The organism is Streptomyces sp. NPDC091412 (assembly GCF_044756885.1).
In the GTDB taxonomy this organism is placed as follows: domain Bacteria; phylum Actinomycetota; class Actinomycetes; order Streptomycetales; family Streptomycetaceae; genus Streptomyces.
Map to the genome: position 1 here is coordinate 45058 of NZ_JBIVTV010000020.1, position 25051 is coordinate 70108.

The 25051-nt window shown below is 71.0% G+C and carries 23 protein-coding genes and 1 pseudogene; 6 read left to right on the plus strand and 18 right to left on the minus strand.

Annotated elements, in window-relative coordinates; genetic code table 11:
* Window positions 1–18 precede the first annotated feature (18 nt).
* Window positions 19–887, minus strand: a protein-coding gene (locus ACIQMV_RS32560) for an IS5 family transposase (protein WP_402596828.1) whose coding sequence is annotated in 2 segments (ribosomal slippage) — window positions 19–554 and window positions 554–887 — 870 coding nt in all. Because the reading frame shifts where the segments join, the coding sequence is not laid out codon by codon here.
* Window positions 888–909: 22 nt separating this feature from the next.
* Between ACIQMV_RS32560 and ACIQMV_RS32565 the strand changes: the two genes are divergently transcribed.
* The 3 genes and pseudogenes from ACIQMV_RS32565 (at window position 910) to ACIQMV_RS32575 (ending at window position 3070) form a co-directional block, all read left to right on the plus strand.
* On the plus strand, window positions 910–1239 hold the full coding sequence (locus ACIQMV_RS32565; protein ID WP_402596830.1) for a DUF5959 family protein: 330 nt from the start codon (window positions 910–912) through the stop codon (window positions 1237–1239).
* Window positions 1236–1652: pseudogene (locus ACIQMV_RS32570) on the plus strand (transposase family protein); the annotation flags it as partial. The gene ACIQMV_RS32565 and the pseudogene ACIQMV_RS32570, both read left to right, overlap by 4 nt.
* A gap of 350 nt (window positions 1653–2002) precedes the next feature.
* A complete protein-coding gene (locus tag ACIQMV_RS32575) occupies window positions 2003–3070 on the plus strand; it encodes a fatty acid desaturase family protein (protein WP_402596832.1) in 1068 nt (355 codons plus the stop codon).
* 72 nt (window positions 3071–3142) lie between these two features.
* Here ACIQMV_RS32575 and ACIQMV_RS32580 read toward each other — a convergent pair whose 3' ends face one another.
* From ACIQMV_RS32580 to ACIQMV_RS32590, 3 genes are all read right to left on the minus strand, one after another.
* On the minus strand, window positions 3143–3307 hold the full coding sequence (locus tag ACIQMV_RS32580) for a hypothetical protein (RefSeq protein ID WP_401781190.1): 165 nt from the start codon (window positions 3305–3307) through the stop codon (window positions 3143–3145).
* Window positions 3308–3407: 100 nt separating this feature from the next.
* Window positions 3408–3758: an Imm21 family immunity protein gene (locus tag ACIQMV_RS32585; RefSeq protein WP_402596833.1), complete on the minus strand. Its 351-nt coding sequence runs from the start codon at window positions 3756–3758 to the stop codon at window positions 3408–3410.
* 77 nt (window positions 3759–3835) lie between these two features.
* Window positions 3836–4588, minus strand: coding sequence for an SDR family NAD(P)-dependent oxidoreductase (locus tag ACIQMV_RS32590; RefSeq protein WP_402596834.1), 753 nt, complete (start codon window positions 4586–4588; stop codon window positions 3836–3838).
* A gap of 460 nt (window positions 4589–5048) precedes the next feature.
* Here ACIQMV_RS32590 and ACIQMV_RS32595 point away from each other — a divergent pair, with 460 nt between their 5' ends.
* Window positions 5049–5726: a hemerythrin domain-containing protein gene (locus ACIQMV_RS32595; RefSeq protein WP_402596835.1), complete on the plus strand. Its 678-nt coding sequence runs from the start codon at window positions 5049–5051 to the stop codon at window positions 5724–5726.
* A 164-nt stretch (window positions 5727–5890) separates the two neighbouring features.
* On the opposite strand, the gene gap is transcribed toward ACIQMV_RS32595, so the two are convergent.
* Both gap and ACIQMV_RS32605 read right to left on the minus strand, forming a co-directional pair.
* Window positions 5891–6889 carry a type I glyceraldehyde-3-phosphate dehydrogenase gene (gap, locus tag ACIQMV_RS32600; protein ID WP_402596836.1) on the minus strand — a complete coding sequence of 333 codons (999 nt, stop codon included), beginning with the start codon at window positions 6887–6889 and terminating at the stop codon, window positions 5891–5893.
* 107 nt (window positions 6890–6996) lie between these two features.
* Entirely contained in the window at window positions 6997–7953 is a 957-nt protein-coding gene (locus ACIQMV_RS32605) for a GlxA family transcriptional regulator (protein WP_401781183.1), read from the minus strand.
* A 417-nt stretch (window positions 7954–8370) separates the two neighbouring features.
* Between ACIQMV_RS32605 and ACIQMV_RS32610 the strand changes: the two genes are divergently transcribed.
* Both ACIQMV_RS32610 and ACIQMV_RS32615 read left to right on the plus strand, forming a co-directional pair.
* Window positions 8371–9333, plus strand: a complete 963-nt coding sequence (locus ACIQMV_RS32610; protein WP_402596837.1) for a hypothetical protein — start codon at window positions 8371–8373, stop codon at window positions 9331–9333.
* A 96-nt stretch (window positions 9334–9429) separates the two neighbouring features.
* The gene (locus ACIQMV_RS32615) at window positions 9430–11508 is read left to right on the plus strand and encodes a PQQ-dependent sugar dehydrogenase (protein ID WP_402596838.1); all 2079 of its coding nucleotides are present in this window, start codon (window positions 9430–9432) and stop codon (window positions 11506–11508) included.
* A 275-nt stretch (window positions 11509–11783) separates the two neighbouring features.
* Here ACIQMV_RS32615 and ACIQMV_RS32620 read toward each other — a convergent pair whose 3' ends face one another.
* The 12 genes from ACIQMV_RS32620 to ACIQMV_RS32675 form a co-directional block, all read right to left on the minus strand.
* Entirely contained in the window at window positions 11784–13217 is a 1434-nt protein-coding gene (locus ACIQMV_RS32620; RefSeq protein ID WP_402596839.1) for a serine/threonine-protein kinase, read from the minus strand.
* Between the two features lie 414 nt (window positions 13218–13631).
* A complete protein-coding gene (locus tag ACIQMV_RS32625) occupies window positions 13632–14609 on the minus strand; it encodes a sugar kinase (protein ID WP_402596840.1) in 978 nt (325 codons plus the stop codon).
* A 10-nt stretch (window positions 14610–14619) separates the two neighbouring features.
* Window positions 14620–15534, minus strand: coding sequence for an SMP-30/gluconolactonase/LRE family protein (locus ACIQMV_RS32630; RefSeq protein WP_402596841.1), 915 nt, complete (start codon window positions 15532–15534; stop codon window positions 14620–14622).
* A complete protein-coding gene (locus tag ACIQMV_RS32635) occupies window positions 15531–16166 on the minus strand; it encodes a bifunctional 4-hydroxy-2-oxoglutarate aldolase/2-dehydro-3-deoxy-phosphogluconate aldolase (RefSeq protein ID WP_402596842.1) in 636 nt (211 codons plus the stop codon). Before ACIQMV_RS32635 ends, ACIQMV_RS32630 begins: the two co-directional genes overlap by 4 nt.
* A gap of 26 nt (window positions 16167–16192) precedes the next feature.
* Window positions 16193–16990 (minus strand): hypothetical protein, encoded by a 798-nt coding sequence (locus ACIQMV_RS32640; RefSeq protein WP_402596843.1) that lies wholly within the window; start codon window positions 16988–16990, stop codon window positions 16193–16195.
* A complete protein-coding gene (dgoD, locus tag ACIQMV_RS32645; protein ID WP_401781169.1) occupies window positions 16984–18135 on the minus strand; it encodes a galactonate dehydratase in 1152 nt (383 codons plus the stop codon). The genes ACIQMV_RS32640 and dgoD overlap by 7 nt, the downstream gene beginning before the upstream one ends.
* Window positions 18132–18893: a FadR/GntR family transcriptional regulator gene (locus ACIQMV_RS32650; protein ID WP_402596844.1), complete on the minus strand. Its 762-nt coding sequence runs from the start codon at window positions 18891–18893 to the stop codon at window positions 18132–18134. Before ACIQMV_RS32650 ends, dgoD begins: the two co-directional genes overlap by 4 nt.
* Before the next feature lie 49 nt (window positions 18894–18942).
* Complete coding sequence (locus tag ACIQMV_RS32655) at window positions 18943–19701, minus strand: SDR family NAD(P)-dependent oxidoreductase (RefSeq protein WP_402596845.1); 759 nt, start codon at window positions 19699–19701, stop codon at window positions 18943–18945.
* An 82-nt stretch (window positions 19702–19783) separates the two neighbouring features.
* Complete coding sequence (locus ACIQMV_RS32660; RefSeq protein WP_402596846.1) at window positions 19784–21907, minus strand: alpha-galactosidase; 2124 nt, start codon at window positions 21905–21907, stop codon at window positions 19784–19786.
* A complete protein-coding gene (locus tag ACIQMV_RS32665; protein ID WP_402596847.1) occupies window positions 21904–22827 on the minus strand; it encodes a carbohydrate ABC transporter permease in 924 nt (307 codons plus the stop codon). Before ACIQMV_RS32665 ends, ACIQMV_RS32660 begins: the two co-directional genes overlap by 4 nt.
* A complete protein-coding gene (locus ACIQMV_RS32670; RefSeq protein ID WP_401781268.1) occupies window positions 22827–23723 on the minus strand; it encodes a carbohydrate ABC transporter permease in 897 nt (298 codons plus the stop codon). The genes ACIQMV_RS32665 and ACIQMV_RS32670 overlap by 1 nt, the downstream gene beginning before the upstream one ends.
* Window positions 23724–23725: 2 nt before the next feature.
* The gene (locus tag ACIQMV_RS32675) at window positions 23726–25018 is read right to left on the minus strand and encodes an ABC transporter substrate-binding protein (RefSeq protein WP_402596848.1); all 1293 of its coding nucleotides are present in this window, start codon (window positions 25016–25018) and stop codon (window positions 23726–23728) included.
* Window positions 25019–25051: the final 33 nt, after the last annotated feature.

The following is a 25051-nucleotide window of genomic DNA, read 5'->3' on the forward strand; positions in this document are numbered from 1 at the left end:
TGAATGGGCTGGTCACCGTCACTCATTGATGGCCGCTGCGAGGACAGTGGCATCGTAGCGGCCCGCGAGCTTGTCGTATCTCGTGGCCACAGCTCGGTTCCTTTTGAGGCGGTTGATGCCGCACTCGACGGCATGCCGAGCCTTGTAGTCCTTGGCGTTGAACTCGGGCGGCCGGCCACCGCGGGAGCCGCGCTTCTTGCGGTTGTGAGCCTGGTCGGCCTCGTCCGGTATGGTGCAGCGGATGCCACGGCGGCGCAGGTAGGCGCGGTTCTTGCGGAAGGCGTACGCCTTGTCAGCGCGCACGCGATCGGGGCGGACGCGCGGCCGGCCCGGCCCGAGGCGGGGCACGCGGACCTTCTTCAGCACCGTTTCGAACTCCGGCGAGTCGCCACGCTGCCCTGCCGTCACCACGATCGACATGGGCTTCTGGCCCTGCTCGACCGCCAGGTGCAGCTTGATGGTGAACCCGCCGCGCGACCTTCCCAGCCCGTGATCGCGGGGCTCGGTGAAGATGCCGCCTGGTGGTTCCTTCTGCAGGTCACTCTGCTTGCGGGCCCGGCCGCATGCTGGTGAGCGCGGCAGACCGTGGAGTCGACGCTCAAGTCCCAGGCGATTGCGCCTCTCGCGTCGGCCAGGGATTGAAGCTGAGTGAGGATCGGCTGCCAGGTGCCGTTCCGCTGCCACCGGCGGAACAAGTCGTAGACCCGGCTCCATGGTCCGTACTCGACGGGTACGCCCCGCCACGTCACACCGGTCCGAACACGGAACCGTATGCCGTCGATCAACTGTCGCCGAGGCCAGACGGGTGGCCGTCCCACCCTCGTGCCCTTCGGCAACAACGGCTCCAGCACTGCCCACTGCTCGTCCGTGAGATCTCCCCGACCCATGAAATGCGGTGCGTCTCTGACGATGGGCGAAGAGCGGTACTACCCAGCCGAAATCGTTCTGAAGAGCGACTTCGTCAACGGGCGGGTCGGCCTGCAGGTATCGCATGAGGATCTGGATGAGTGGGAGCGTTGCCTCGATGCCCTTCAGGCTGAGGAGGGGGCCGAGTGGCCGGCCGGTGGCCGCAGCGCCTGGGTGGACGTGGTTCCCGATGACCCGGTGGAGGTGACTGTGCACGACTCGCCGTCGACGCAGATTGCGGTGCGTGTGCCGATCGACATCGCTTCGGAGTGGCTGGAGGAGAACCGGCTGCGGTTGGATCGTGTTCGGGCGGCTGTCTCCGCGTCCTCATAGGGCTCGCAAGATGTGATGATCTTCGTGGGGCTGGAGTGATCACGGCGTCTGAGTCGTCTTGGACAGCACCGTTCACCGGGCTGAGCCCGCGCTGTTTCCACAAACTGGTGAATGCACTTCGTCGAGACGGAGCGGACGCGGTCCGGCGGGGTCGGCCGTGGAGCCTGCCATTCGACGACCGGGTGCTGCTGGTCGCGGACTACTGGCGAACGAACTTGACGTTGAGCCAGATCGGTCCCCTCTTCGGGATCTCGAAGTCCGCGGCCGACCGCGTCATCAACCATCTTGGGCCCCTCCTCGCGCTTCGGCCGCATCGGCGGTTCCGCAAGGACACCGTCCTCATCGTGGACAGCCCCCTGGTGCCCACCCGTGACCACACGGTGGCCGAGCAGTCCAAGAACTACCGGTATTCCGCGACCGGGTTGGTCAGGCGGTGCGTCCACTGCTTGCGCTGCTCGTTGGTGAAGTACCTTGACATGCTCCCCGGGCTGAAGCCCGTGGGTTCCGGCCGTCCCACGGGTTGCTGTACCGCTACGCGGCACGGTGTCCGTGTGGGATTCCTTGCATGCCCTCCGAGGCTTCTGTGAGGCTTCTGGCGGAGGCGAGTCGGTCCGGCACGCGGCTCCGGACGAATCGGCGAATGCCCAGCTCAGGGGGCGCAGGGGTGGGGACAACCCCCTGGGATGGAGGGGGCTCGGCCCCCCACGAGGTCTACGGCTGACAGGCTGGTGGTGGTGGGACGGCCATAGCCAGACTCGCCTGCATGACGATTTCCTCCGACGCCACGGTCACGACCGCCCCGGCCGCCGTGCGGCCCCCAAGACCCCGCCCCGACGCCGGCAGCGACTTCGCCCGGCTGTCGCAGCGCATCACCGAGGCGGGTCTCCTGCGGCGGCGCCCCGGTTACTACACGGTGCGGCTCGGTCTGGTGATCGGGCTACTGGCGGCGGGCTGGGCGGCCTTCGTCACGCTGGGCGACACGTGGTGGCAGCTGGCGGTCGCCGCCTTCATGGCTCTGATCTTCGGTCAGGTCGCCTTGGTGGCACATGACTTGGCGCACCGGCAGGTGTTCCGGAAGCGCCGCGCGAGCGCGATCTGGGGCCGGTTCTTCGGCAACCTCGGCATCGGCATGAGTTACGGCTGGTGGATGAACAAGCACACCCGCCACCACGCCAACCCCAACCACGAGGAACTCGACCCCGATGTCGCCCCGGACATCCTGGTGTGGTCCACCGAGCAGGCCCGCAACAGCAATGGTCTGGCACGGTTCATCGGCGGCCACCAGGCGTTCTTGTTCTTCCCGCTGCTGACGCTGGAGGGCTTCAACCTGCACGTGGCGAGTGTGCGGGCGCTGCGCTCGCCGTCGATGAAGAGCCGCCTGCTGGAGGGCACACTGCTTTTCCTGCACATGGCGGCCTACTTGTCCGCGCTGTTCCTGGTGCTCTCCCCCGGCAAGGCCGTGGCGTTCCTCGCTGTGCACCAGTGCCTGTTCGGTGTGTATCTCGGCTGCACGTTCGCCCCGAACCACAAGGGCATGCCCACCTTCACCGGCGACGACCGCCCCGACTTCCTGCGCCGCCAGGTACTCACCTCCCGCAACGTGCGGGGCGGCCGGCTCACCGACGTGATGCTCGGCGGGCTCAACTACCAGATCGAGCACCACCTGTTCCCGAGCATGCCCACTCCTCATCTGCGGCGGGCCCAGGTCGTCGTACGCGCGTACTGCGTGGAACTCGACGTGCCGTACCACGAAGCCGGCCTGATCCAGTCCTACCGCGAGGCACTCACCCACCTGCACCGAGTGGGCGAGCCCATCAGACGTCAGCGCTAGGCGTCATAACGGCAGGACAACACGAGGCGCCGCGGGCAGGGTCACCCCTGTGCCGACCAGGACTGAACCCGCCTACCCGTCGTCAGCACCGCTCCGCCTGCGCCGCCGCAGCGGTGCTGTCACCCACATCGTCAGCCCGACAAGGGACACGATCACCGCCCCTCCGACCACGGTGGGAACGGCCGCCATGAGAAGAAGGGTGAGCAGCACCTCGGCCCACGTCGGATCCTCACCCATCGTGCTCCCACCTTGCGCCATGATCCTCATGACGCCGACGGGCAGCGATCAGTTCCCGAGGCCTCCGGCCGTCCGCCGTACGCGGGAGGCCGGAGGCCTTTCATGGGCTCGATGCTCTCGGTCGGACGGTTGCCCCCTGGATGACCCACTCGACGCGAGAGTCCCAGACGACCTGTGGAAGCAACTCAGCCACGGCTCGGGAGTAATCGACGTCGGGGTCGCCTGCGAGCCGACGGACAAGGAGGCTGTGCTCGGGGAGGAAGTGGTGGCTGCGGGGTCGTCGCCGAGCACGAGTGCGTGTGCGTGTGGGGGGGCCGACTTCGATGATGCCGTTGAGCTCCTCGACCGAGCAGGCGCGGCCGTAGTCCCCCTCGTCCTCGGGGTAGTTGGGTGGGGGGCCGGTCCAGTGCCGGCGCGCCGATTCCGGGACCACGATCAGGGGCCCACCCAATGAGGTGGCCCAGGCGCGTGACGCTGAGATCCCGGTTCAAGTGCTGCGGCTGACAGCAGGCAGTGCCCGCTCGACGTTCAGGCGGTGAATCCTCCGTCGACGGCGATCGTGGCTCCGGTGATGTACCGACCGTCGGAGCTTGCCAGGTGGGCAACGGTGGCGGCAATCTCAGCGGCTTCCGCATAGCGGCCCAGGGCGGTGAAGTCGGCGATTACCGCGGCGTTCGGGCCGTGGGCGGGGTTGGAGTCGGTGTCAGTGGGCCCGGGATGCACCAGATTCACGGTGATGCCACGCGGGCCGAGCTCCCGGGCCAGACCCTTGGTCATGCCGATGAGGGCTGTCTTGCTCATCGAGTACAGCGCCATTCCCGGGAAGACCGCGCGCTCGGCCACATTGCTGCCGATGCTGATAATGCGGCCACCTTGGCCCATGTGACGCGCTGCCGCCTGGGACGCGACGAACGAGGCACGGACGTTCACCGTCAAGGTACGGTCGATCTCCGCCGGCCCGATCTCCTCAAGCGGGCCGACCACGAAGACGCCGGCGTTGTTGACCAAGATGTCCAGAGCGCCGAACGTCTCGGCAGTCTCATCCACCGCAGCGATCAAGGCTTCGGGGACCTCGTTGTCTGCCTGGACGGCCAGCGCCCGACGGCCGATGGCCTTGATCTGCTCGACGACCTCGGTGGCACGCTCAGCGCTGCTATGGAAGGTCAGGGCGATGTCGGCCCCTTCTTCGGCCAGTCGTAGCGCGACGGCAGCACCGATGCCTCGCGATCCACCGGTCACCAAGGCCACGTTTCCTTCAAGTCGGTTCATGGCATCGAGCATCACGGGCTCCGCCATCGGACACTGGCGGTTATCTGACCTCACGCTCCACCTCCGAAGAGCGGCCCCATGCCCACCACGAAGTCACCCTGGAGTATGAGGAGGCTCTCGTTGTCCCACCGTAAGGCCCCGCCGACTCCGACCGGCAGGCCGCCTCCGGCCCGGGGTGTCGTCGGTGACGACAGGCCGCGAAGCGTGCCCCACGCGATGAGCCGCCCCAGGGCTCGCGCCCGCGGGGGGGGGGAGCAAGGTCGCGTTGCGCTCGCCCGCCAGGGCCGCCCGCTCACTCGCGATTTCCGCATTGATGCCCCCTGCGTAGCTGGACGCCCGGACCGACGACGGCGCCGCCATTCTTTGTTCACGCAGAACGATGGAAGTGCCCGTGGAATCGCTGTACGCTCGCCTCCCTGCCGAGCGCCGATGACCGCGCGGCAGTCCGGGGGGCCACACCGCAGGGGGGAAGATGGCGAAGCGCCAGGCCGGCGAGCCGGCCGACACACGCATGATGGGGATCATTCACGACGCACTCCGCAGGGACCTGGGACGAACCCGCACCGCACTCACCGAGCAGCCGTATCCGGACGGCAACCGGCGGGTCGCGCTCGCCGACCACCTCCGGTGGATGATGGGCTACCTGCACGACCACCACAGCGGCGAGGACCGCGGCCTGTGGCCGCTGCTGCGGGAGAAGGCCCCAGATGTCGGGGAGTTGCTCGACACCATGGAACAGGACCACGCAGGCATCTCGGACTCGATGACCGCTGTCGTCTCCGCGGCCCAGAGGTATGCCGGGGGCGGATCCGACGAGACCAGAGTCGACCTGCTGGCGTCACTGACCGCGCTGGAAGATGCACTCCTCCCCCATCTGCAGCGGGAGGAACAGGAGACGATGCCAGTCGCCGCGTCCGCGCTGACGGTGGGCGAGTGGCGGGCGTGGGAGCAGGAATTCCACATCAAACAGAGGTCGTTCACCGAGCTGGGCGACGAGGGGCACTGGCTGCTCGACGGCCTCGACAGCACCCGCCACCAGGTCGTCGTCCGCCAGGTGCCGGCGGTGCCGCGGTTCATCCTGCTGCACGGCTTCGCCCGACGCTACCGGCGCCGGGCCGCGCTGCGCTGGGAGTCGGGCTCCCAGCGCTGACGTCTCGTCGGCCAGCCGGTTCATGACAGCGGCGCACGCAGAGGACGAAGATCGGACCCGCTTCCGTGACTGAGCGCTCTGGCTGCCCGACTGGTCAACTGGAGCGGCCAAAGGAAGTGCTGGCCGGCGCGGTCGCCGGAGGCGGGGCCCACCCCGGCGTCCGGTCAGCGGGTGGCGAGGAACTCGAGGGTGTCGATCACGCGGTTCGAGAAGCCCCACTCGTTGTCGTACCAGGCGACCACCTTGACGTGGCGGCCGTCGACGCGGGTGAGGGCCGAGTCGAAGATGGAAGAGGCGGGGTTTCCCGTGATGTCGGACGACACGAGCGGGTCGTCCGAGTACTCGAGGACGCCGGCGAGCGGCCCCTCCGCTGCGGTGCGGTACGCCGCCAGCACGTCGTCGCGCGTCACGTCGCGGGTGACGGTCGTGTTGAGTTCGACGATCGAGCCCACCGGCACCGGTACGCGGATCGAGTCGCCCGACAGCTTGCCGTCTAGGCTCGGCAGCACCAGGCCGATCGCCTTGGCGGCACCGGTCGTGGTCGGCACGATGTTGACGCCGGCGGCCCGGGCGCGACGGGCGTCGCGGTGCGGACCGTCCTGCAGGTTCTGCTCCTGCGTGTAGGCGTGCACCGTCGTCATGAACCCGTGTTCGATGCCGGCGAGTTCGTCGAGGACCGCGGCCAGCGGCGCGAGCGCGTTGGTGGTGCAGGAGGCGTTCGAGACGATCGTGTGCACGGCCGGGTCGTAGGCGTCGTTGTTGACCCCGAACGCGAGCGTGACGTCGGCGCCGTCCGACGGCGCGCTGACGAGCACCTTCTTCGCGCCCGCGTCGAGGTGGGCGCGGGCGGCCTTGGCCGAGGTGAAGCGGCCGGTGGCTTCCAGGACGATGTCGACGCCGAGTTCGGCCCACGGCAGCTGCTCGGGCTCGCGCTCGGCCAGCACCGTGATCCGACGGCCGTCGACGACGAGGGTGTCTCCGTCGACGGTCACCGGACGCCCGAGACGGCCGGCCGTGCTGTCGTAGGCGAGCAGCCGGGCGAGAGTGGCGGGCTCGGTGAGGTCGTTGACGGCGACGATCTCGAGGGCGCTGTCGCGTTCGAGCAGTGCGCGCAGCACATTGCGTCCGATGCGGCCGAATCCGTTGATGGCGATGCGAGTCATGAGTGATGTCCCTTTCCTTCGCCACCAGGTTCGCCCGCGGCTCGCGCCGCTGACAGTGGCGGGATCGCCACGGTTCAAAAGGATCCCGCCACGCGGTGCCGGGCGGGTTACTCGCCCCGGGTGAAGGTGCGCCGGTACTCGCTCGGGGTGGTGCCGAGGATGCGCTGGAAGTGCAGGCGCAGGTTCGCGCCGGTGCCGAGCCCGACGTCGGCGGCGATCTGCTCGACGCTGCGCTGCGAGCGCTCGAGCAGTTCGCGGGCCAGGTCGATGCGGGCGCGCATCACCCACTGCATCGGCGTGTAGCCGGTCTCCTCGACGAAGCGCCGGGAGAACGTGCGCGGCGAGACCCCGGCCTGCCGCGCCAGTATGTCGAGGGTGAGGGGCTCGCCGAGCCGGTGCAGCGCCCACTCGCGGGTGGCGCCGAAGCGCTCGCCGAGCGGCTCGGGGACGCTGCGCGGCACGTACTGGGCCTGGCCGCCGCTGCGGTAGGGGGCCGCGACCAGGCGGCGGGCCGCGTGGTTGGACGCGGCCACCCCGAGGTCGCCGCGCAGGATGTGCAGGCACAGGTCGATGCCGGAGGCGGCGCCGGCCGAGGTGAGCACGCTGCCCTCGTCGACGAACAGCACGTCCTCGTCGACCTGGATGAGCGGATGCCTGGCCACGAGTGCCCGTGTGTAGTGCCAGTGCGTCGTGGCGCGCCTGCCGTCGAGCAGGCCCGTGGCGGCGAGCGCGAAGGCGCCCGTCGAGATGGCGGCGAGCCGCGCGCCCCGAGCATGGGCGGTGATCAGTGCGTCGACGACGGCCTGCGGCGGGTCGTCGCGGTCCGGAAACCGGTAGCCGGGGACGAAGACGATGTCGGCCCACGCAAGGGCGTCGAGGCCGTGGGCGACGTAGTACGCGAGGCCATCGCCGCCGGTCACGAGACCGGGTGTCGCCCCGCACACCCGCACCTCGTACGGCATGCTCGCGCGGGTCGTGAAAACCTGCGCGGGAATTCCGACATCGAGCGGCTTCGCGCCCTCGAGCACAAGGACGGCGACGCGACGCAGGCGGGAGGATGGCACAGGAAGAGGTTACGTGGGGAGTGACTTCGATGCGCTCACTGCGCGGACCGGACAGACGACACACCGGGCCGGGCACGGTACGCAGCCAACGCTCTCACATGCGGTCCCGGCGCCGCACTCGCGGCACTGGTCCAGCCGCTCGCCGGGGTGCGAGGCAGCTTCCTCGCCAGTTCCTCGCCAGCGGGCTGCTGACCGTCGGGGGCTGCCAACTGCCGCCCCACATGGCCGGCTCCAAGCACCTTTGTCCGCAACGAGGCCCGCGCCGTCGCCGAGGGACGCTCAAAAATTGGCGAGTACACGCCCATTGTCCTGGGCGCGGCAAAAGGGTTACATGGTCCCAGCACGCGGACGAAAGCGCTTTCTGCCGGTCGGGAGAACCCGGCCGAAAATGCCCCTTCAGTGCCGCTGGGAGGCTGTATGACACCGCCCCGCACCAGACGCTACTCACTCGCCGTCGCCGCGCTCGCCGCGACCGCCTCGCTTGCCGCCACCACGTTTCCGGCCCAGGCGGCCCGCCCCTCAACCGCCCACACTCCGCTGCGAGCCCAGGCTGTGGCGGCATACGACTTCGGACACCCGGACCCCGCCGACCCCGGTCGCGAGCTGGACATCGGACGCTCCGGCACCACGCTCAGCCTGATCAACGGCGGCTCCGCGATGCGCGTGGCCGACGAAGCGTACCCGGGTGCTTCGCCCGCCCTGCAGGTGCGCCAGCAGAACCCGGCCACCGCGGGCAACGACGACTGGAAGGCCGGGGCCTGGGACGCCGAGGGCATGTCGTCCCTCGGGGCCTTCCGCAGTGCCCGCGGTGCCACCGTCATGGGCTGGTTCAAGATGACGGGCGACAACCCCGCCCTCAACTCCAACACGCCCAACCCGAGCGACCGTTACAACGCGGTCGGACTGGCCGGCGTACTGTCCGGAACCTCCGACGGTCACGCGGTGCGTGCGCTGCTCGAACTCATCCAGGTGAACGGCGAGTTGAAGCTGGTCGCGCTGGGGAGACGCCTGGACGGCGGCGCCTCCCAGACTTTCGCCGCCGAAGCCCCCTGGGAGGAACTGCTGCCCCGCGGTGAATGGGTCCACCTGGCCGCGACATTCGACTTCCGCGACGGCACCCTCGCGCTCTACCGCGACGGCAGGCCCCTGGACGGCTTCTACGTCACGCCGGGCGACCCCTGGGAACTCGCCACCACGCCGGCGCCGCACCGCGCCTCGCCCACAGATCCCCGCGGCATCAAGATCGGCGGCAGCTTCCCCCAGAACACCCAGGAGAGCAACGCCTGCGACTGCCGCATGGACGACCTCCTGTTCCTGGACCGCCCGGTGCCGGCCGGAGCGGTGGCGGCGGAGTACCAGCGCATGACACGGAGCCGCTGACCGTTCCCGTCCTGGATCGTTCTTCCCTGCTTCTCGCGCCAGCCCGAAGGGACCCGCATGGCGTCACGACGTACATATCGAAGGACCTGGGCGGCCGTGGCCGTCAGCGCAGCCCTCGCCCTGGGCGGTCTCGCCGCCCCTGCCCACGCCGACGAGCCCGCCGCGGCGACAGCCGCCCTGACCGACCCCATTCCGCAGAAGCCCGTGCAGTCCACGACGGGCCTCGTCCTGGAGGAGTTCGCGCAGTTCCCCAAGTCGGAACCCGTTCCGGCACCAACGGATCCGCGCCTGATGCGCCACGCCCGGATCAACACCATCAATGAACTCCCCGACGGCTCCGGCCGGATGGCGACTCCCGACCTCAACGGCACCCTGTACCTCACCGACCCCGGCGCCGCGACCAGCACCTCCGGTGGCACCCCGCACCCCTACCTGGACGTCAAGGCCGCATTCCCGCACTTCTTCTCGGGCCGCGGCCTCGGTCAGGGCTTCGGGTACGCCGCGTTCCACCCGGAGTTCGGCACGAACGGGCGCTTCTACACCATCCACACCGAGCTCGCGTCGCAGACCACCGAGACCCCCGACTACCGGCAGGCCGGCACGCTCACCTATCACGGCGTCATCACCGAGTGGACCGCCGACGATCCCGCCGCGGCCGTCTTCCACGGCACCCATCGCGAGGTGCTGCGTATCGCTTTCACCGGCCAGGTCCACGGCATTCAGCAGATCGACTTCAACCCGACGGCCAAGCCCCACGACGAGGACTACGGCCTCCTCTACCTCGCGGTGGGCGACGGAGGGCAGGGCGTCGGCAACAGCGAGCCGCAGAACCTGACGCTCCCGCACGGCAAACTTCTGCGGATCGATCCCGCGGGCCGCGACAGCGCCAACGGCCGGTACGGCATCCCCGCGTCCAACCCGTTCGTCGGTGAGCCCGGTGCCCTTGAGGAGATCTACGCCCTAGGCATGCGGGACCCGCACCGCTTCAGCTGGGACGCGGGCGGCAGCCACCGTATGTATCTCGGCCACATAGGCGAGCACGCCATCGAGTCGGTGTACGAGGTCAAGGCCGGGGACAACTTCGGCTGGAGCGAGCGCGAGGGCCCCTTCGCATTCGACAAGAAGACCACCGACCCGTGCGCCCGCATCCTCCCTCTTCCCGCCGACGACGCCCAGTACGGCTACACCTACCCGGTCGCCGCCTACGACCACGACCCGGAACCCGGCTGGGACTGCCGGTCCGACGTGGGCCGCGCCATCGCCGGAGGCTTCGTCTACCGCGGCAAGGACGCGCCGGCGCTGCGCGGGAAGTACATCTTCGGCGACCTCGTGGACGGCCGGATCCTGGCCGCGGACACCCGCGACATGCGCCGCGGCTCCGGCCTCGCGCCGCTCGAGCAGCTGATGCTCTTCGACAAGTCGTCCGGGAAGACGGTCACCATGCGCGACCTCGCCGGTGACCAACGTGTCGACCTGCGCTTCGGCTCCGACCACGGCGGCGGCCTGTACATCGTCTCGAAGGCCAACGGCAAGGTCTGGAAGGTGACCGGGACCCGCACCTTCGCCGACTGCAAGATCGGCAACACCCCCACCACGCACACCACCGGCCCCGGCAACTGGGCGCCGGTCACCCCGGCCAAGTGGGCGTACACCGAACGCGAGACGATCATGACCGAGCCGGGCGTCGCCCGCCCGGGACCGCGGCGCCCCTTCGAGTACGCCGTCCTGACCGCGGGCCCGCGCTACTCCTCCGTCACCGTCGAGGCGGAGGTCCGGATCGACACCCCCGTCGAGATCACCAACCGTGACGTCATTCTCATCTGGGACTATCAGTCGGACACGCGATTCCAGTACGCGCACCTGTCGAGCGACAACACCATCTACCCGCACAACGGTTTGTTCACGGTGAACGACGCCGACCGGCTGCGCATCGACGACCAGTGGAACGGATCCTTCGGCGCGCCTCCGGCGATCAAGGACGAGGGGTGGCACAAAGTCCGCCTCACTCATTGCGCCGGCACCGGTGAGACCGCCGTCTACCTGGACGGCAGTCCCAATCCGCTGATCACGGCCACCGACCCGGTCTTCGCCTCGGGCCGGGTGGGCTTCGGATCCTTCGACAACGTGGGCCGCGTCCGCCACCTGAAGGTGACGGGCACTCCGGCCGGCGCCTGACCTCGCGGGGGCGGGCCGAGACCTCGGCCCGCCCCTCGATTGGATGCCCAGCCGGTCCCCGGCCGCGGTTCTTCCGGGCAGTGAAGCCCTGAAAGTCACATCCGGGGCTGTCGCAGGACTCGCGCCACCGATCCGCGCCCACTGTGGCTGCCGGCCCGCGCCTTCGCCGCAGGAGGCGCTGTCGCCGCGATGGTCGCGGCCGTTGCGGCGGACGCCGCCGGCGTGTCGCTTGAGATCGACGCCGCCACCGCCCCGCCCATCAGTTTTGGACCCGGCTAGGAGTCATCCCCTACCAAGGAAGCGAGGTGAGTGAGGAGTCGGTCGAGCTCTGCGGTACTGGTGAACTCGTGATCCTTCTCGGCGTCAGCGAGTTTGTGCCGGACGTCGCGGACCCGTTTGCGTACGTCCTTGGTCTTGTCCTTCCCTTTCTCCCTGCCCTCGGCCAGCTTGTCCCCGGCCTCGGAGAGCTTGCGCTCCAGATCGTGGGCGAGGTGCGGATCGAGGCGGCCTTGGTCCGCGGCGTCGCTCAGCGTCTGGGACAGCTGGCTGAGCAGCACCCCGGGATCGTCCGACAATGCGGCGAGTGCGGCCACGGCAGGGGCGGTGGCTGACCCGTGCTCCGGCGGAGGCGACACCGAAGCATCGGTGGCGGACGGCGCGACGGGCGAACCGGAGGCGACGTCCGTGGGGTCGGGCTGGAACAGGAAGAAACCCAGGGCCACCAGGGCCGCCGCTGCGATCCCCGAGATCGCGACCGTGCGTGGCCGGCGGTTGCGGCCGCGAGATCGTCGTGTCGTGGGGGCCGGTAGCGCGGCTGTGCGGTCCATCTCGACGACCCGCCCCGGGGCTGGCGGTGGTGTGAGCCCCGCCGACGGGGTCGCACTCCACCTCTCGGGGGCGGACAACCAGTCGGCGACCCGCTCGGCGTCCGGCCGGCTTTCCGGGTCCTTGGCGAGCAGTGACAAGACGAGTTGTTCGAGCTCCACCGGAAGCTCCACCCCCACGCTGTGCGGAGGCAACGGCGACTCCTGGACGTGCTGGTAGAGCAGCGCCGTCGGAGTATCGGCACGGAACGGGGGGTGCCCGACGAGAAGCTCGTACAGTACGCAGCCGAGCGCGTACATGTCGGAGGCAGGACCGGCGTCCTTTCCGAGGACGCGTTCGGGGGCGAGGCAGGAAACCGTTCCCACGATCATGCCCGCGCTGGTGAGCGCGGCCGCCGTGTCATCGGCGAGACGGGCGATACCGAAGTCCACCACCTTGACCGTGCCGTCCGGAACCAGAAGGAGGTTGGCAGGCTTGATGTCGCGGTGGATGATGCCCTGCCGGTGCGCGGCGGCCAGGCCTGAGGCGGTCTGGCTGCCAATGGCAGCCACCTCGCGGGACGTGAGAGGTCCCCCCGAGGCCAGTCGCTCGGCGAGACTGTGCCCCTGGACCATCTCCATGACCAGGTAGAGGCGGCCGTCGGCCTGGCCGAAGTCGTATACGGCGACGACGTTGGGGTGGCTCAGGCGAGCGGTCGTCTGCGCCTCCTGGTGGAAGCGGGCCGCGGCTGTCGGGTCCACGCCACCGGCCAGGAGCAGCTTGACCGCGACCGGGCGGCCGAGGACCTCGTCGCGTGCGCGCCAGACCTCTCCCATTCCGCCTCGGCCGAGAAGCTCCTCGAGCTGGTACCGACCCGCCAACAACACGCCGAACGCCCTCTCCATGACTGTCGGGACCGAACTGACAGGTACGCACCATGCCGGATCGCAGCTGCCGGCTCACCACGGTATCGGGAGGACATTTCCTTCGCGAGATGAGACACCGCCTGGGACACGGTGCCTGATCGTGCGGTAGCCGGGTTGCGCACCGATGCTGATGAGGCCCGATCGCCAAGACCTCGGCAGGCTATCAGGCCTTGATCCACTCGGGTGAAGAGCTGTCACCACGCCTGGGTGCCTGCCGTGTGGTGCGTGCGCCGGCGGCAACGCGCCTTCGGCTGGCGGCTATGCGGGCAGGCGACGCGTATCGGGACCAACCCGGTGAGGTTGGCCAGGTAGGAGGTTCCGGTGGTGGCCTTCACCTCCAGCGACACGTCGCTCTGCGGAAGGAGGCGCCCCGGACGGTCCCGTCCCGAGGGATCAGTCGATCACGGCGGCCCGCCAGGTCTCCTCGTCGGCGTCCAGGAGCGCCGCGACGAGGGCGGGGTCCGGCAACGGGCCGTGGTCGGCGGCGATCCGCAGGGCCGAGGCCGCGGTCAGATGGCCCAGCCGCAGGGCGCGGTCCACGGGCAGCTGCCGCAAGAGCCCGCTGAGGAATCCGGCGGCGAAGGCATCGCCGGCGCCGACCGGTTCGGCGACGCGCACGGTCAGGGCGGGCACGCTGTGGGCGGTGGTGCCGACGAAGGCCGTGGCGGCGCGGTCCCCGTCCTTCACGACGAGGACGCGCGGGCCGGGCAGGAGGTCGCGGACCCGTACGGCGTCAGTGATCCCGTCCCCCCACAGGGCTTGGGCCTCGTCAAGGCCTACGAGGACGATGTCGGCCCGGTCCGCGAGCGGCCGCAGTACGTTGGCGGCCGAGCGGCCGGCCCATAGGGCGGGCCGGTGGTTGACGTCGAAGCTGACGGGCCACGGACGGTCGGGGCGCAGCGCGCGTTCGACGAGGGCGCGGCAATCGGGTGACAGGGCGGGGGTGATGCCGCTGAGGTGGACGAGCGCGGCGCCCTCCAGCGCCGGATCGTCGAGTACGTCGGGGGTGAGGGCCGAGGCGGCGGATCCGGCGCGGTGGTAGTGGACGCGGGTGCCGTGCGCGCCCGGGTCCTTGAGCAGGAGTCCGGTGGGCCGCTCCGGGTCGGTGCGGACGCCGCTGACGTCGACGCCGCCCGCGGCGATCCGGGCGCGGACGCGGCGGCCGAAGGGGTCGTCGCCGACGGCGGAGACCCAGCGGGCGGGGATGCCGTGGTCGGCGAGGTAGAGGGCGACGTTCGATTCGGCGCCCGCGATGTCGACGCGCAGCAGGTCGGCGCCGTCCAACGGTCCGAGGGGGTCGGGGGCGAGGGCGGCCATGGTCTCGCCGACGCAGACCACGGGGCCGGGGCGCAGTGGCCGGTGGGTGCTCATGGTGGGCTTCCTAGAGTGTGTCGGCGCGGTCCGCCGGGTCCGGGGCGGAGGGGATCGCCGGGCGGTACGGGGCGGCCGGGGCGCCGGGCACGTCGACCCGGACGGCGAAGGCCGCGCCGTCGAACGGTCCCGGGGCGGGCAGGCCGATGTGCGCGCTGGTGACGAGAAGCGTGCGGCCGTCCGGGCCGCCGAGGCAGAGTCCGGCGGGCTGTTCGGCGGGCAGGTCGACGATCCGGTCGAGACTGCCGTCGGGGTGGTAGCGGTGGACCTGCCCGATGCCCCAGACGGCGGTCCACAGCCCGCCCTCGATGTCGGTGGTCATCCCGTCGGGGCTGCCGGAGGCGAGCGCGACGAAGGGTTCGGGCGTGCCCGGGTCGCCGCTCGCGGGGTCGACCGGACAGCGCAGGATGACGCCCCGGGCGCTGTCGGCGAGGTACATGACGGTGCCGTCGGCGCTGAAGGCCGGACCGTTGGGGATCGTGATGTCCCGCAGGACGCGGGTGACGCGGCCGTCGCGGTCCAGGCGGTAGAGGGAGCCGGCGTCCTCGGTCGTGTCGTAGGCCATGCTGCCGGCCCAGAAGCGGCCGTGGGGGTCGGCGACGCCGTCGTTCATCCGCATCGGCGCCGTGGCGTCGTCCTCGGGTCGCGCGATCCATTCGACCCGGCCCGCGGGGTCGATGCGGCAGATGCCGGTGCCCGCGGCCGCGATCCAGTGGCCGGGGTGGCCCTCGACCGGTGCCACCGCGCCCAGTGGGCAGGGCAGTTGAGCGATCAGGGCGAGTGGCGCGGCAGGGTCGTCGGGGGCGGCGAGGAGCCGGCCGCTGAGGATGTCGGTGAGCACGGCGCGGTCGCCCGTCCAGCGGATGCCTTCGCCGAGTTCGAGGCGGTCGGTCCCGAGCACCGCCGGGGGCACGGTGGCGGTCACGGGCGGGCCTCCGCGCGGACGACGTCCAGGAAGGTGCGGGCCCGTTCGCGCAGGGCGGTGATGTTGCCGCCCTCGGCGGCGTCGCCGATCAGGGGTGATCCGACGCCGACGGCGGTGGCGCCGCCCCGCAGGTACGCGGCGGCGGCCTCCGCGTCCACGCCCCCGACAGGCACGAAGGGCAGGTCGGGGAAGGGGCCGCGCAGGTCGCGCAGGTAGCCGGGCCCGCCGGCGCTGCCGGCCGGGAAGAGCTTGAGGGCGTCGGCGCCGAGCCGCAGCGCCTGGAGGATGTCGGTGGGGGTCATCACGCCGGCGAGCACCGGGAGTCCGAGTTCCCGCCCGGTGGCGATGCCGTCGCTGACCGCCGGGGTGACGAGGAAGGCGGCCCCGGCCTGGTGGGCGGCCCGTGCGTCTTCGGTGCTGAGGACGGTTCCGGCTCCGAGGGTCGCGTCCGGGCCGAGCGCGGCGCGGGCCCGCGCGATGACGTCCAGCGCGTCGCGTCCGCTGAGGGAGACCTCGATGAGGGTGACACCCTCCTCGGCGAGGGTGAGCACGGTGGTCAGCGCGGCATCCGGGTCGCTGCCGCGGACGATGGCGAGCAGCCGGTGGGCGCGCAGCGCGGCGAGCAGGTCCATGCGACATCCCTTCTGGTGATGGGGGTTCAGGGGCGGCGGGTCGCGGTGACCGTGAGCCGCCAGGCGACCTCGCCGGAGGGCGGGACGACGCCCGTGTCGCCGTCGGTCGCCCCCGTGCGGTCGAAGACGCGGCCGAGCATCGGCTCGACGCCGGTCGAGCGGTACGGCGCGTCCCGGGGGAAGCCGCCCAGGTTGCGCCACAGGGCGACCGCGACCGGCTGTCCGGCGGCCTCGACGGACAGGTGCAGCGTGTGGGGGCCGTCGTGCACAGCAACTCGTGGGGTGAGGACAACCGCTCCGACGGCCGTCCCGTCGTCCGGGCCGAGCCGGTCGAGCGGGATGCCGTCGACGCGCGGCCAGTGCCCGGTGATCCAGCCCGCGCCCTCGTCCGGGTAGAGCCGGGTCTCCGCGGATGCCTCGATGCCGATCCACGCATCCGGGGAGAGGTCCAGCAGGGCGTGGGCGGCCCACACGAAGCGGTAGCCGGGCTCTGCGGTGAGCGTGTAGTCGGCGACGGCGGCTCCCGCCTCCGTACCGAGGCGTCGGGTCAGGCGGAAGTCGGGGCACTCCACGACGTCCGCCTGCCCGTGCCTGCGCCAGCGCCGTGACCAGGCATCCCCGTGGTCGGGCAGCCCGCGCACGGTGGGTACGCACTCCTCCAGTCCGCCGGCGTCGGCAAAGGGGTCGCCGGGCCGGACCAGGGGGCGGCGGGGCTCGTCGCGGTGCCACAGCCATTCGCGGCCGCCAGCGGTCAGTGAGGTCCAGCGTCCGCCGTGGTCCGGATCGGTGATCACGGAGACCGGGAGCCGGGTGCCGGTCACCATTCGGCGAAGGAGCCGTCGGCGTGCCGCCACACGGGGTTGCGCCAGGCGTGTCCGGACCGGTCGGCGGCGCGAACCGCGTCCTCGTCGACGGCGATGCCGAGTCCGGGCAGCGCCAGTGCGGTGCGGTGCGCCTGGCCGTCGACGAAGCGGAAGGGCTCGGTGTCGACCAGGTAGGACAGCAGGTCGGCGTCCTTGTTGTAGTGGATGCCGCGGCTCTGCTCCTGGATCAGGAAGTTGGATGTGGCGAAGGCGACCTGGAGGCTGGCGGCCAGCGCGATGGGACCGAGCGGGCAGTGCGGCGCCAGGTGGGCCCCGAAGGTCTCGGCGAGCGAGGCGATCCGGGTGACCTCCGATATCCCGCCGGCGTGCGACAGGTCCGGCTGGGCCACGGCGACGCCCGCGGTGAGCACCGGGAGGAAGTCCCCCCGTCCGTACAGCCGTTCTCCGGTGGCCAGCGGTACGGACGAGGCGGCGACCAGCCCGGGCAGCAGGTGTGCCTGGTCGGGCAGAACGGGTTCCTCGACGAACAGCGGGTGCAGCGGGGCTATCTCGTGGAGCACGCGCCGCGTATTGGCGGCGCTGAAGCGGCCGTGGAAGTCGACGGCGACGTCGCGGTGCGGTCCCAGGGCCTCACGGGCGGCCGCCACACGCTCGACGACGGCAGCCGTCTCGGCGGGGCTGCCGATCGGCGGGGTGCGCCCGGCGGCGTTCATCTTGACGGCGGTGAAGCCGGCCTCCACCTGGGCGGTGACCTCCTCCTTGAGCCGCTCGGGTTCGTCGCCGCCGACCCAGGCGTACACCCGGACGGTGTCGCGGACCGGGCCACCGAGCAAGGTGTGCACGGGCACCCCGAGCGCGCGGCCCGCGATGTCCCACAGGGCCTGGTCGATGCCGGCGACGGCGCTGGAGAGGACCGGGCCGCCCCGGTAGAAGCCGCCCTTGCTCAGCACCTGCCAGTGATCCTGGATGCGCAGCGGGTCCTGGCCCACCAGGTACTCCGCCAGCACCTCGACGGCTGACCGGACCACCTCGGCCCGGCCCTCCACCACCGGCTCGCCCCAGCCGACGACGCCGTCGTCGGTCTCGATGCGGCAGAACAGCCAACGGGGCGGGACGAGGAAGGTCTCGACGCGCTCGATCTTCACGGTGCCTGGCCGTCCTTCTGCTCGGCGGAGTGGTCCGCGCCCGCGGGCGCGGACGGGCCGCTGAGCTTGTCGAGGTCGCGCGTCGCCTGGTCGAGCAGGGCGCGCATGGCGTGTTCCGCGGCGTCCGGGTCCCGGTCGCGCACGGCGTCGAGGACGGCTCGGTGGCTGGGGACCGGGTCCTCGCTGTGGGGGGCGCTGTGCACGAGCTGGTCGCGATGGGCCAGGCCCGACTCGATGACCATCTCCATGCGTTCCAGCAGTTCGTTGTGGGTGGCCGCGAGCAGCGCCCGGTGGAAGGTGAGGTCGGCCTTGACGGCGTCGCTCGCGCCGCCCTCCTTGCCCATGGCGGTCAGTGCCGCCTCCATTGCCTCGAGGTCGGCGTCGGTGCGGCGGGCCGCGGCCAGTCGCACGGCGGCGGGTTCGATGATGCCGCGGACCTCGCCGAGGTTACGGAGCAGTGCGGCGTCGGCGCCGGTGCCGCTCGGCTCGGAGAACTGCCAACGCAGCACGTCGGCGTCGAGCAGGTTCCAGTCGGAGCGGGGCCGGACGAACGTGCCGCGCTTCTGCCGGGCGTCGACCATCCCCTTGGCCGCGAGCACCTTGAGCGATTCACGCAGGGCCGTCAGACTGACGTCCAGTTCGCTCTGCAGGGCCGCCATGTCGAGCGTCGCTCCCTCGGGGATCTCGCCGCTGAGCACCCGGCGGGCGAGGGTCTCCACGGTCTGGCCGTGCACTCCGCGGCGCGCGTATGGCGTCATGTGTTTGCCTTTCTTGCTGGTCGGTCGGTGGCGGGAGCGGTCGGTTCCGTCAGGCGGAGTCCTTGGCGACGCTCCAGCCGCCGTCCACGAGCAGGCTCGATCCGGTGATGTAGGAGGCTTCGTCGGCGGCGAGGAAGGCGACGGCGGCGGCGACCTCCTCGGGAGTGCCGAAGCGGCGCGCCGCGGTCCCGGCGACGCTGAGCTCGCGGTCGGCCGGCGGGACCCGGTCCCAGGCGGCGGTCAGGATCGGTCCCGGCAGCACCGCGTTGACGCGGACGGACGGTCCGTACTCGACGGCGAGCTGGCCGCACAGCGACAGCAGGGCGCCCTTGCTCGCCGCGTACGCCGGGTGGCCGGGGATGCCCCGGTGGGCGTGGACGGAGGAGACGAGTACCACGGCCCCCTGGTGCTCGCGCAGGTCGGGCAGTGTCGCCTTGACGCCCAGGAAGGCGCCGGTGAGGTTGACCGAGAGCTGCCGTTCCCAGGAGGCGAGGCTGGTCTCGTGGGCCGGGGCGACTGCCACCGTGTACGCGTTGCTGACCAGAACGCCCACGGGCCCGAAGCTGTGGGCGGCGGTGATCACGCGCTGCCAGTCGTCCTCGCGAGCGACGTCGGCGGCGACGTACAGGGCGCGGGCGCCGTTCTGGCGCAGCCGCTCCGCGGTCTCCTCGCCGCGTTCGGCGTCGTTGTCGGCCAGGACGACGGCCGCGCCCTCCGCGGCGAGGCGTGCTGCGGTGGCCGCGCCGATGCCCGATGCGGCGCCGGTGACGACGGCGACGCGGTTGGTGAAGCGGGCGGCTGGGTTCATGGGCTGGATCGTCTCCTGTCCGAGGGGAAGGTGGTGTGCGGATGTTCGAGAGTCGGATGGGGTGCCGATTCTTCCGCTGTCGTCACTGCCGGGCCAGGACGGTCAACTCCGCGTCGTGTCCGGCGGTCCAGACGAGCGGTAGCCCTGAGTGGGTCAGGTACGCGCCGCTGTAGCGGGTGCCGGTGGCGGTGTCGGTGTAGACGGCGTCCGGCCGCAGGCCGCGCAGCCGCAGCCGGGCGGCCCGGCCGGGCACCAGGGGCGCGCCGTCGAGCGGGCCGGTGTTCCAGGCGGTCACCACCAGGCGAGCGCCGCTGCGTCTCCCACGTTCCTCGTACTGGATGCCGCACGTCGGGTCGGCGGGGCTGCCCAGCAGGTGGACTTCGCCGTGGTGGACGACGTCGCGGATCTCCTTGTAGCGGGCGATCCACTCCGCCGCCTCGGCGCGCTGCTCCGGCGTCCAGTGGCGGATGTCGGCGCCGATGCCGAGGACGCCCGCGAGGGAGTTGACGAAGCGAAAGGCCAGCGAGCGGGGCCGGGGGTCGAAGACGCCGGGGGCGTCGGTGACCCAGGAGCTCATGGTGTGCGGTGCGTGGGCGTGGAGGTAGCCGTACTGGATGCGCAGCCGGTCCATGGGCCCGGTGTTGTCGCTCGGCCACAGCACGTCGGTCCGGGCGAGGGTCGCGTGCTCGACGCGGGCGCCGCCGCCCGCGCAACCCTCGACGGTGACGTGCGGGTGGGCGGTGCGCAGGTGGTCCAGGACCCGGAGATAGCCGGCGACGTGGGCGGCGTCGAGGTCATGGAGCTCGGGGTCGGGCCCGGCCGGGTGGCCGGGACGGCCGCGCTCGGTGGGCGGCCGGTTCATGTCCCACTTGAGGTAGCTGATGGCGTGGGAGCCCAGCAGCCGGTCGAGGGTGCCGATCACGAAGTCCTGGACGTCCTCGCGGCCGAGGTCGAGCAGAAGCTGGTTGCGCACCAGCGTGGCGGGGCGGCCGTCGATCCGGTACACCCACTCGGGGTGCTCGGCGTAGAGCCTGGAGTGGGGGCTGATGCCCTCGGGCTCCACCCACAGGCCGAAGTCCAGGCCGAGGGCGCGGACGTCCTCGACGAACCGGTCGAAGCCGCCGGGGAACTCGGCCGGGTCCGGATCCCAGTCGCCGAGGCCTCCGGTGTCGTCGGGACGTCCGGTGAACCAGCCGTCGTCGACGACGAAGAGTTCGGCGCCCAGCTCGGCGGCGACTTTGGCGAGCTCCAGCTGACCGGCGGCGTCGACGTCGAAGCCGGTGGCCTCCCACGAGTTGTAGAGGACCTTGCGGGGCCGGTCGATGCGGTCGCCGGTGAGGTGCCGCTCGTAGCGGTGCCACACGCGGGCCAGCCCGTCGAGCCCGTCGGGGCTGAAGGCGCAGGCCAGCCGGGGCGTGACGAGGGTGGCGCCGGGCGCGAGGCGGACCGCGCCCTCATGGGGCACGCGGCCGGCACGCACCCGCACGGCGCCGCCGGGCTCGGCGTCGGCCGTGATCCGCCAGTTGCCGGACCACTCCAGCGCGATGCCGTAGGTGGGGGTGGCGCCCTCGGTGGGGGCGGCGGCGTCCTGGATCGCGAGCCAGGGGTGATACGCGTGCCCGGCCGAGCCCTGGGTGCTCTCCATCTCGAAGCGGCCGCGCTCCAGGCGCACGTCCTTGAGCTGGAACTCCTGCGACCACTGCCCGGCCAGGTACGTCAGCCGCGCGCCGCCCTGGACGGGCACGTTGACTGCCGCGGAGTCGAAGCGCTCCAGGCGCACCTCGGTCTCGCCGGTGCAGGTGAACTCCGTCCAGCGCAGGACGACGTCGGTGCCGGGCACCGTCTCGTAGCGGAGCGTCGTACGCAGGCCGAGGAGGTCGTCGGCGAACTCCAGGCGCAGTGCCCGGTCCGCGTCCTGCGTGGCGCCGGTGAAGCGCCACCAGTTGCCGCGGTCGCCGCCGGGGCGGGAGGCGATCAGGTCGGCGCCGGTGAACGGCCGCAGCCCGTAGGGGATGTACTCGGCCGGGGCGGCGTCGGCGGGGGTGATGAAGTGGGTGCGGCGGGACCAGTCCAGGGGGGACGGCCCGTCCTCGGCGCCGTGCGGCCCCCAGGCGGCGAGCTCGGCCCAGCGGCCGTCGCCGCCGAGGGTGACGGCGTAGGTGGTGGTGTCGGTGCGCAGCAGCCACCGGTCGTCGTGCGCGGTCACTTGACGGCTCCGAGGTTCAGTCCGGCCACGAAGTGGCGCTGGAAGCGGAGGAAGACGGCCACCGTCGGGGCGGCGGCGATCACCGAACCGGCCGCGATGACGTTCCACATGGACACGTACTGGCCCTGCAGTCCGATCAGCGAGGCGGTGATGGGCATCCGGGTGTCGGTGCGCAGCACGGTGATGGCCCACAGCAGGTCGTTGAAGATCCAGGTGAAGGACAGCGCGCTCAGCGCGGCCAACGCCGGGCGGGCCAGCGGCAGGATGACCCGCCAGTAGATCTGCCACGGGTTCGCGCCGTCGATGACGGCGGCCTGCTGGATCTCTCCGGGGATCGCCCTCATGAAGCCGTGCAGGACGAAGACGTAGAAGCCGACGCCGAAGCCGACCTGCACGCCGATCAGGGCGTACAGCTGGTCGTGGATGCCGAGCAGTTCGCTGAGTTTGGAGACCGGGATCAGCAGGATCTGCGGGGGCAGCAGGTTGCCGCCGAGCATGAGCAGCAGCAGGACGCGCCGGAAGGGCAGGTTGTACCGGCTGAGCGCGAAAGCGGCCATGGAGGCGAGGCCGAGCGAGAGGAGCACGGTGGGGACGGTGACCAGCATGCTGTTGATGAGGGCACGCTGCTGGCCGCCGTCCACCCACGCCTGCCGGAAGCCGTCGAAGGTGAACGAGTGCGGCCGGCTGCCGACGCCGTGCGCGGCGATGTCGTCGAACGTCCGGGTACTGGTGACGAGCACGAGGACGATCGGCAGCAGCCACAGCGCGGACAGCAGGCCTGCGGTCAGGTGGAAACTGGTCGTGCGCAGGGCGCGGCCGCGCGGCGCGGGCCGGCGGGGCGCCGCGGCCTTGTCGGGTCCGGCCTGGCCTGCCACGCCCCCCGCGTTCTTGACGTGCGCTGTGGTGTGGGTGGCGGTCATCAGTCGGCCTCCCGGAAGGCGCGCACGAGGTAGCTCACGATGACGCCGAAGGCCAGCACGAAGATGACGACGGCGAGCGCGGAGCCGTATCCCAGGCGCAGGGACTGGAACGCGGTGGAGTACATGTAGGTGCTCAGCAGTTCGGAGGAGTGGTACGGGCCGCCGCGGGTGAGGGCCCACACCACGTCGAACGAGCGCAGCGAGTCGATGACGATCACCGACAGGACGACCGCGTTGACGCTGCGCAACTGCGGCAGCGTGATGTGCCGGAACTGCTGCAGGCGGGTGGCGCCGTCGACCTTGGCCGCCTCGTACAGCGCGGGGTCGATGCCCTTGAGGCCGGCCAGGTACAGCACCATCACATAGCCGACCTGGCGCCACAGCGCGGGCACGATCACCGCGTAGAAGGCGGTGTCCTGGTCGGCGAGCCAGGCGTGCTTCCAGCCGCCGAGACCGACGGACTCCAGCACGTTGTTGATCAGACCGTCCGGCTGGTACATGGCCTGCCACACCAGCGCCGTGGCGACCAGTGAGAAGACCACCGGCAGGAAGAGCGCCGCCCGGTAGAACCCGATGCCGCGCCGTTCCTGCTGGAGCAGCAGCGCGGCACCGAGCCCGAGAGCGGCGGAGAGCCCGCCGAAGAGGAGCAGCCACAGCACCGTGTTGATCGCGGCGGTGCGGAAGACCGCGTCGTGCAGCATCTCGCTGAAGTTGCCGAGGCCGACGAACTTCGGGGCCGCCAGGCCGTCCCAGGAGGTCAGGGAGAGGTAGAAGCCCTGGAGGGCCGGCCAGAAGACCCAGAACGCCTCGGCGAGCAGCGGGACGAGGACGAAGGCCAGGACCACCGGGGGCACCCGCGTGGCCCTGGACCGTCGTGCGGAGCCGATCAGCGCCATCGTCACTGGCTCCAGATCTTTTGTGCGCTGCGCTGCCACGTGGTGAGGATCGAGCCGATCTCCTTGGGCTTGGCCAGGTAGTGCACGAGCGCCGTGTCGGCGGTCGGCTGCAGGGCGTCGCTGGAGTCGCGGTTGAAGAACTGCGTCAGGTCGGCGGCGCCCTCGATGAGCTTGCGGCCCTTGAGGACCAGCGGGGTGCCGGCGTCCTTGGCGTCGGGGTGCGTGGGCAGCGTCGTGCCGGACGAACTCTTGAGGTAGAGCTCCTGTGCCTCGGCGGTGGCCAGGTAACGCAGCAGTTCCTTGACGCCGTCGGCGCGCTTGGTGCGGGCGCTGGCGAAGTAGCCGTCGGTGGGCGCCTCCTCGGCGACCGGCACCTTCGGGTCGATGATGGGGAACTGGAAGAAGTCCAGGTCGCCCAGGGCGTCCTTGGGGGCGGCGTCGGCGAAGAAGGTGCCGATGAGCATCATGCCGGTGCGGCCCTGGAGGAGGGCGGTGGTGGCGTCCTGGAAGGGGATCGCCGTGCCGTTGGGGTCGAAGTACGGACGGGCCTCGTCCCACTTGTCGAAGACCTTGCGGACCTCGGGGTCGTCGAAGCGGTGCTTGCCCGCGAGGAGTTCGCGGTGGTATGTGGCGCCGTTGACGCGGATGTCGAGGTAGTCGAACCAGGCGGAGGCGACCCACGGGGTGTCGCCGCCGGCGCCGAGGCCGATCGGGGCGACGCCCTTGCTCTTGAGCTTGTCGCACAGGTCGAGGAACTCGTCCCAGGTCTTGGGCTCCTGCACGCCCCACTTCGCGAAGTTGGACTTCCGGTAGAACATGCCCCACCAGTAGTAGCTGGTGGGCACGAAGACCTTCTTGCCGCTGGAGGCCGAGGAGCACAGCTTCTTCAGCGCGTCGGAGTAGCCGGAGAGCTCGGACTTCTCCCAGATGTCGTCGAGGCCGAGGAGCAGGTCCTTCTTGGCATACGACTCGGCGACGGAGCCGGGGTACCAGGTGTACACGTCCGGCGGGTTGGCCGAGGTGAGGTAGGTCGGCAGCTGGGTGCGGAACGTCTCCGAGGCGACGGTGTTGAGCTCCGCCTTGGCGTCGCCGCGCTTGTCGAAGGCGGCGACGATCGCCTGCATCGCGGTCTTCGCCTGCGGGGAGGAGAGGTTGGACTGCAGGGTCACCGGGCCGCCGGACTTTCCTCCGGAGGCGGACGGACTCTGGGTGACGCAGCCGCTGAGCAGCGCGCCGGCGCCGACTGCGCCCGCTCCTACGAGGAATCTGCGGCGGGTGGCGTTGAAGGCGGTCATCTGTGCACTCCCTAAGTGCCCATGGAACGGAGC

Excerpts from the sequence above, each read along its gene's own strand:
- gap (WP_402596836.1), bottom strand. The coding sequence starts at position 6,889 with ATGACTCGCATCGCCATCAACGGATTCGGCCGCATCGGACGCAATGTG.
- ACIQMV_RS32675 (WP_402596848.1), bottom strand. The coding sequence starts at position 25,018 with ATGACCGCCTTCAACGCCACCCGCCGCAGATTCCTCGTAGGAGCGGGC.
- ACIQMV_RS32665 (WP_402596847.1), bottom strand. The coding sequence starts at position 22,827 with ATGACCGCCACCCACACCACAGCGCACGTCAAGAACGCGGGGGGCGTG.
- ACIQMV_RS32565 (WP_402596830.1), top strand. The coding sequence starts at position 910 with ATGGGCGAAGAGCGGTACTACCCAGCCGAAATCGTTCTGAAGAGCGAC.
- ACIQMV_RS32595 (WP_402596835.1), top strand. The coding sequence starts at position 5,049 with ATGGCGAAGCGCCAGGCCGGCGAGCCGGCCGACACACGCATGATGGGG.
- ACIQMV_RS32670 (WP_401781268.1), bottom strand. The coding sequence starts at position 23,723 with ATGGCGCTGATCGGCTCCGCACGACGGTCCAGGGCCACGCGGGTGCCC.
- ACIQMV_RS32625 (WP_402596840.1), bottom strand. The coding sequence starts at position 14,609 with ATGAGCACCCACCGGCCACTGCGCCCCGGCCCCGTGGTCTGCGTCGGC.
- ACIQMV_RS32610 (WP_402596837.1), top strand. The coding sequence starts at position 8,371 with ATGACACCGCCCCGCACCAGACGCTACTCACTCGCCGTCGCCGCGCTC.
- ACIQMV_RS32580 (WP_401781190.1), bottom strand. The coding sequence starts at position 3,307 with ATGGGTGAGGATCCGACGTGGGCCGAGGTGCTGCTCACCCTTCTTCTC.
- ACIQMV_RS32655 (WP_402596845.1), bottom strand. The coding sequence starts at position 19,701 with ATGAACCCAGCCGCCCGCTTCACCAACCGCGTCGCCGTCGTCACCGGC.
- ACIQMV_RS32620 (WP_402596839.1), bottom strand. The coding sequence starts at position 13,217 with ATGGAGAGGGCGTTCGGCGTGTTGTTGGCGGGTCGGTACCAGCTCGAG.
- ACIQMV_RS32575 (WP_402596832.1), top strand. The coding sequence starts at position 2,003 with ATGACGATTTCCTCCGACGCCACGGTCACGACCGCCCCGGCCGCCGTG.
- ACIQMV_RS32590 (WP_402596834.1), bottom strand. The coding sequence starts at position 4,588 with ATGCTCGATGCCATGAACCGACTTGAAGGAAACGTGGCCTTGGTGACC.
- ACIQMV_RS32640 (WP_402596843.1), bottom strand. The coding sequence starts at position 16,990 with ATGGTGACCGGCACCCGGCTCCCGGTCTCCGTGATCACCGATCCGGAC.
- ACIQMV_RS32635 (WP_402596842.1), bottom strand. The coding sequence starts at position 16,166 with ATGGACCTGCTCGCCGCGCTGCGCGCCCACCGGCTGCTCGCCATCGTC.
- ACIQMV_RS32650 (WP_402596844.1), bottom strand. The coding sequence starts at position 18,893 with ATGACGCCATACGCGCGCCGCGGAGTGCACGGCCAGACCGTGGAGACC.